The sequence below is a fragment of the Pedobacter sp. 05L430 genome, from assembly GCF_056397585.1.
In genome coordinates, this window is the sequence record NZ_JBFTNT010000211.1 from 1 (window position 1) to 7,360 (window position 7,360).

Here is a 7,360-nt window from a genome sequence, read left to right on the forward strand (position 1 = left end):
AGTTACAGGAAAGTCATCATCATCGTAAGTGAATGTATTTTTTTGCCGAAGTTCCGCGCCGTTTGGATACTTTATAACTGAAGCAAGCAAATCATTAGGTGAAAACCTGTCAAAGGTCTCTATTCCATTTATGTATTTTAATCGTGAATTAAAATACATGCTTTTTTTAGTTCCAAAAGTAGATTCCTTTATGATAAATACATCCGTTTGACTATCATACCCGACAATATTATCTCCAGCATACCGATAAAATCGCTTTTGTGCCACAGTACCAGATTCATTTACGTGAACTTCGGTAATCTTATCTCCGGTATAAATATTCCCGAGCGTGACCCCTCCTTTTAATTCCCCATCGGTATAAAATTTCCTGACTATTTGTTTTGGTTTTCCATCAGCATACGAAAATTCCGAAAGATTTCTCTTATTACCGAACTTTGTATCTATGCTAAATAGCTCATCGCCATGATAGGTATATGTCGCAAATTCTTTTCCGGCCCAGCTAATTGTACTTATCCTCTTTTTCTCATCATAAGTATAGATCGTAAATTTTGTGGTTGGTGTTGGAAATCCACTTACCTCTATTATTCTGGACAATAATTTAACAGGAGTTTGCTCAGGCTCATCAGGTCCTGATTTTTTTTTACATGTTACCAGCAATAAAGATACAGCAACAATTAGGAGCGTCAATTGCTTTTTCATTATTTAAATATTTGGTTATCATAAATATACAAAAAAAGCTACTTTTTCAATTGTTCAAAATAGAACACTCCTTTTTTGTTTCCAATAACAATATCTATGAGTTTATCCTTATTCATATCTTGAGTTACAACTTGCAGGCCTATCCCGGAATTGTCGTCGATCTGATGAGGAATCCAAGAGGGAATTTTTCCCGGCTTATATTCAAACCAATATAAAACAGCAGGCTCTTCTTCGCCCGGATCGTGTCCATTGTGTGCGTAAAAGCGCTTTCCAGTTACCAGATCAGGATGACCATCCCGATTCATATCTATCAGTRCAAGGCCATGGGTTTGTGAAAATGATTTAAAAATCTCATGACGTGCCCAAGCTGTATTCCCCTGACTATCTTTTACCTGTTCATGCCACCAAATTCCGTAATTATGAGAAGAAGCACTAATAACATCCACATCGCCATCGCCATCCAAATCCATTGCATACATTTGAGAGCAATCATCGCCAAAATTTGCTGGATGCCATGTCCAGTCAGAGGCAGTACGGTCAACCGGGGCCTCCCACCATCCATCTTTAATAAACACATCAGCCCGGCCATCTTTATTGATATCTGCAAAGCCCAAACCATGGGTAAACTGGTGAGTTCCCCTGTCTTTTACATCGCTTATAACATGTACCGTCCATGTAGTATCACCCTTTAAAACTGGCGCCTTTAACCAAACTACTTTATTCCCCTTGGAATCTGCACATAACAGATCTGTTCTTCCATCTCCGTCAACATCTACAAAGCGAGGCGATTCATTTCCTACAGATGAATACAGCGTTCTCATTTTCCAGTGTCCGTCTTTATTCTTTGGATTCTCATACCAAACGGCGGGTTCTCCCGGAAAATCGACCCGAATAATGTCTAACCAACCATCCTGATTTACGTCCATTGTGTGGTTTAGAAATGAATTACTATAAGCGTTTTTCCAATCAAACTTTTTAGGTTCATCAATTTCATGTTGTTTCCAATCAGGTGCTTCGAACCAGTAAGCTCCGGCAATGATGTCCATTTTACCATCTTTATTCAAATCACCTACGGCTGAACCTTCTGAGATAAATTCATTAGTTAGCGTATGCTTTTTAAAATGTATTTCTTTTACATTTTTACTTTTCACCTGTGCTGACCCTGTATTACTAAGCAATGAAATACCAGCTACTAAACATGCAATTAGTGGTCTGTTTATATTCTTCATTTTATTTTTCTATATGGATAATTCTATTCTTTTACACTTAACAAATATTTAAGCAATGCATCAAAATCCTTTTTGGCAATCGTTTTACTAAATTGATCTGGCATTAGCGTGTATTTGGAAGGTTTTCTTTCTTTAATTTCATTTTTAGGAATGGAAAATTCCTGCCCACCAGGGTTTGCAAACACCAACACTTCACCCTCTTCTCTGCGATACAAACCGGTTAACACCTTCCCGTTTGTTAAAACTATATTATATGTTCTAAAGGCTTGTGAAATATTGCGATTTGGATCTAATACCTTTTCTGTTAAGGCCTTTTGGCCCCAGTTTCCAATACCATCGAGCTGTGGGCCTATCATGCCGCCATTTCCTTTTATCTGGTGACACATGCTGCAATTCTGCATAAACATTGCTTTACCGGATTCTAGAGTTACAGTTGTAGGATCAAAGTCTAACAATCGGGATGCTATCAGCTGTTTCCGTGCTTCGCTCTCTGAGGCCTGACCTAAGCTCATTTGATCTATTTGTTTCTGTTGTTTTGAGCTAATATTTGCAGCAAGCCCCTCTTTTACTGGCAATTCAGATAAAAGATCGAATTTTACATCACCTTGTTTAACAGAAGTCAAAAGGTAATCAATACCTTTTTCAGAGTTGACCAATATAGTTGCAATTGCAAGCTGTAAGCTGCGTTGACTTCCCTCAAAACCTTTTTGTAATAAGACGTATCGGTTCTCAGAATTATCCTGACCAATTACCTGAGCAATTTTTTCTTTCAACAACTGCCCCTCATCAAGACTTAAAAATATCTCTGAGATTAGTGCTTTATGCTTAGCAGGGTTTAAGTTCATCAAAGCCATTGCAGCCGCAGCCCGTGTCTTGTAATCGGCCCAGCGCGCTTTTGCTAACATTTCCATTTCTGGTTCCAGCTCCCTTACCTTGTAATCGCTTACAATTTCAGCAGCCAAAGTATAGCGTGCTGCTGTTTCCGCCACCCCTTTATCCGGGATATTTAAAACTGCAGGTATTAATCCCCCAATCCCAACAGATCCGGTCTTAGTGCTATCAACAACTTCAAGAAATGCCATTTGCCCTTTATAAGGCTCTAAATTGAACTTCACAGATTTCATAAGTTCTTTAGCTTCCATTTTATCATTAAACACTGCACGATAAGAGGCAATTACCTTTTTAGATTTAGCCAGACGAATTCGAACAGTATTTTTTGAAATACCTATTTTAGATTCAGTGTTATGTACATCGTTGTCAAATACACTAAGTGCTAAAGATGAGGGTAAAGCAAAATCAGGTGAAACAAGTATGCCAGTTGGAGGATAGCCATTAATCTCGCTCCAGATTACTTTAAGAGTAGGTAATTCTGCAATAATTGCATGATTTATTGTTGACCAAGGATTTATGGGATCGCCGGTTTGTTCTAGTGGTTTATTACTCCAGAGGTTAGATGTAGCGGAGATGTTTTTTAATGACTTTTGGGCCAGGGTGATTCCCCAGCTTTTCATTGACGGTGTTAATTTCCCCCCCCGTTGCCGTAAACCCTGCTGCATGGTATTGAACAATGCATACTGCCCATCAAGATCATCAGAAAACTTTTTCTGGATAAACTCAATAGGTTGCGTCAGGTTTTCGGCATCCATATAACGACCAATATATTCTAAATTAGAAACCAATTCTTTATGTGATAAATTATGGTTTTGCAGATATCTCATCGCAAATAGTGCAGCCTCTTTAGACGGCACATCCAAAATAACTTTGATCAATACTTTTAACTGTTCTTCATTCCAGTTCTGAGCAAGAACATTTTTCATTACTTCAGTATTCTTTAAGTTATCTCTTACAGCCAATAGAACAGTATATTTCAAATGACTATCCTGTTCACCAGCGCCAGCGTAAACCGACAGTAAAGCCTTAACCGCTACCGCTTTTGGATATTTACCCAACACCTCTGACGCAACACGCTGTACATGTGTACTTGTATCCTTTAATGCATTTAATGCCTTTTCCTGATATTTTAATGGAATTGCTGTTTTCTCCGCAAGTATTCTAAATGCATGCACTCTAATCACCGCATCGTTATGATTAAGTGCCTTATCTAAAACCCCGTCCTGTAAAGCCTTTAAACGAAACAAAATCCACAAAGTCTGAACATAGGACCTTGAATCGGTTTTGGATGATTTAAGTTTATCGGTTAACTGATCAACTGCCTTTACCCCATACCCTTCAACAATTTGATTGGCAATCATCATTCTTAGATTAAGTTGAGGATGGTTTAAGTTTTTAATCAATTCAGCAAGGCTGGCTTTTGACCAATCTTTAAGCTTATTATCTTTATGTTTCTTATCGCCTTTATAAGTTATTTTCCAGATCCTTCCACTTTGACGGTCTCTGAGCGGATGGTCCAGAGGTACCTCATAATGCCCGATAATACGGTTATAGAAATCGGCAATATATAAAGCACCATCAGGCCCTGTTTTAATGTTAACGGGCCTGAACCATGGATCGGAACTGATTAAGAAATCCTCCTGACGCTTCGCTTCGGGTGATGAACCGGTAAAAGACATTGTATTTCTATTGATCCGGCAGGTAACCACATCTCCTGAATAAAAACTGTTTCGGTATTCTTGGGGAAATTGCTCTCCGGAATAATAAACCAGACCAGATAACGCTGTTGATCCAAGTTCATAACTCATCATTTCGGGAGCAAAACCCATGGCTGGCGACTTCTTACCAAAATGAGGATATTCCGCTCCTCTAATCAATTGATAAATTGGTTTAGAATGGCAATCAACTGAATACAGATACCCCCATTCATCGAATGTATAGCCAAAAGGATTCACCCTACCATATGAAGTTTGCTCTACCCTACTTCCATCAGGCTGAAAACGAAATGTATTTCCTGAAACCATGGTAATGGAATCTCCATCAGTACCTGCAATTGTTGAAGTATTGGTAAACCCATGGCAAGCATAGATCCATCCGTCGAACCCCCTTATAAAGTTATTGACCATCCCATGTGTATCCTGGTGACCAAATTCACCTAGAATTACTTTTTTTTCATCTGATTTCCAATCTCCATTTAAATCAGTAAACTGGTAAATATTTGGGATACTAAAGGCAATAGCGCCTTTCTGAACCGGTATTATACCAATTGGTATATTTAGATTTTCTGCAAATGGTATGAATTTATCGGCCTTCCCATCTCCATCTGAGTCTTCAAGTATGGTTATTTTATCATGACCTTTTGCCGGAGCTGCTGCCATTGGATATTCTGATGACTGTGTGACCCATAGCCGACCTTTTTCATCAAACTCCATGTTTATTGGTTTTCCTATGTCGGGTTCAGATGCATAAAGTGTAATTTCGAATCCCGGAGGTAATTTAAATCCGGCACGCTCCTGCTCAGGTGTCTGAAATTCAGTGGTACGGATATGCTCTGCAAACTGCTTTTGATCAGGGTCGGTTATTCCCTTCACATTCCTCTGACTTGTCTTTTTTGACATGTTGCACCCAGAGGAAGCAAGCAGAAGGCAGAGCATTAAAATGCTCTGTTTCAGTCTCATTTGTGTTTAGTTTGCTTCAAATTACAATTATATATTCATTTACCAAAGGCATAGAAACAAAAAAGCTGTCCATAATGCACGATTGTGCTTTATGGACAGCTTCCTATTCAAATTATTACAGTCTGAAAGAAATTCCCAGATTGACAGAATAATCCGCAAAGGCTGCATCCCCGTTTACAAATGTTGTAGCAGTTGAGCGCGCCCTGTCGGTAACACTTTGAGTTCTTTTTCTGTATACCGCTGCAGGTACCGAAGCATAAATATTTATTTTGCTTAGCTGATAAGTAAGGCTTGGTTCAACTGAAATAACATATCCTGGTCTGCGGAAATCTCCACTTCCACCAATAACGTCATGAATTGGAATACCTTCAATTCGTCCACCTGCAGAAACGACTAATTTATTCAAAGCATAGTTGGCTCCTAACCTTGCCATAAACTGATCTGGAACACTGCTAATTGCCTCGTTAGCCAATGCTGGGCTAACTAACTCGCGATAAGTTCTTACTCCATTATTCTGACGTGGATTACTTAAATAAAAAGCATTAGCATACAAACCAAGGTTGTTTTTTATGTTAGCAAATGAATTAATTTCAAGGGTTAAACCTGTTCCTCCATCGCCCAATTGAATTGACTGATCTACGGTACGTAAKTCTGGTTTTTTACCAGGACCAACATTTTGCCAGTAATCCTTATAATCATAAACACCGGTGGCAAATTTAATCCCCAATCCTACCTGAACATTTGCTTTTGGACTGGTTGCAGGATTGAACAACCAGCGATAAGCTGCAACCCTAATGTCGCCCAATCCAAATGAGTGCATACTATGTCTTTCGTCATTAAGATTTGGCGGCGCATTATGCTCATATTTGGAGGATCTGGCATTGGAGATAATAGGAACATCTATCATTGCAGACCAACGACTGTTGAATACTCGGATCAGGGAAAGATCAGTAGCAAACTGATGGTTGATCACTTCGTTTCCAGCCTTAATCCTCTCTTTTTGATAAACATCGCCTTTGAAATGCTTATTTGACATAAAATATCGGGTATTGATATTCAAAACCCAACTTCCACCATCAGATGTTAACGAGCTATCAGGATGTTCGGTCATTGCACAAATCCCTCCGGTGCTTCGGATTGCTACACATCCCTGGGAAAAAACTTTAGCGGTGATTAAAACAATAGCGAGCGTGGTAAAGATTTTTTTCATAATTGATTTTTAGGTTAAAAATTTAGTTTGTTTGGTTTATTTTTAAGATTGTTTGGCTTTCAATTTCGAGATGACCAATTCCCCAACACCAAAGCCAGTGGTCATTCCGTTTTCTATAGCATCCATGAAATGGATACCACCCCAATATCTACTCATTGCTCCTTCTTTTGCAGCCGCTTTAAATGAGGTGAATTTTCTGGATGGCAGGCCATATTTCTCTTCAACATCATCAGTATAATGGTAATTATCACCAAAATAGTGGGTCAGTATAACAGAAGAAGTAGCGGAAATACAAGAATGCCCGCTTAGATATTCCGGAAATGGCGGGGTTTGTAGCAATGGTTTCCATTTGGGATCAATATAGCTCCTAATGGCGGTTTCTGGTCGTATCCTATTACTTCTGAATTTCTCGTCCCAACAACTAATGAAGCTATCTGTTAAACCAACAGACACCATGGTATATACTTCTAAAGATTTAGAGAAACTAAACTTCGATTGCTTACATGCAATTCCTGCTATACCTATCCAGTGTGCTCCCGGAGAGATCTTCTTCATGCCGGTTAACAAATGTCCATCACTTTTTAATGCAAAAGGATTGCAATCCCAAAATGCGGCTATCGCTCTATGTTCTGGTGTTAGCCCTGCCCCTCCCT

The 7,360-nt window shown here is 39.0% G+C and carries 5 protein-coding genes; all 5 read right to left on the reverse strand.

What is annotated here, in order from left to right; genetic code table 11:
* Positions 1-699, reverse strand: a 699-nt coding sequence (locus AC1DG9_RS20090) for a hypothetical protein (protein ID WP_477635118.1), incomplete at its 3' end; no start/stop codon positions are given.
* Positions 700-737: 38 nt separating this feature from the next.
* Entirely contained in the window at positions 738-1,928 is a 1,191-nt protein-coding gene (locus tag AC1DG9_RS20095; RefSeq protein ID WP_477635119.1) for an FG-GAP-like repeat-containing protein, read from the reverse strand.
* Positions 1,929-1,951: 23 nt separating this feature from the next.
* Entirely contained in the window at positions 1,952-5,437 is a 3,486-nt protein-coding gene (locus AC1DG9_RS20100) for a PVC-type heme-binding CxxCH protein (protein WP_477635120.1), read from the reverse strand.
* Between the two features lie 175 nt (positions 5,438-5,612).
* Complete coding sequence (locus tag AC1DG9_RS20105; RefSeq protein WP_477635121.1) at positions 5,613-6,707, reverse strand: hypothetical protein; 1,095 nt, start codon at positions 6,705-6,707, stop codon at positions 5,613-5,615.
* A gap of 42 nt (positions 6,708-6,749) precedes the next feature.
* Positions 6,750-7,360, reverse strand: a 611-nt coding sequence (locus AC1DG9_RS20110) for a vanadium-dependent haloperoxidase (protein WP_477635122.1), incomplete at its 5' end; no start/stop codon positions are given.

Excerpts from the sequence above, each read along its gene's own strand:
- AC1DG9_RS20100 (WP_477635120.1), bottom strand. The coding sequence starts at position 5,437 with ATGTCAAAAAAGACAAGTCAGAGGAATGTGAAGGGAATAACCGACCCT.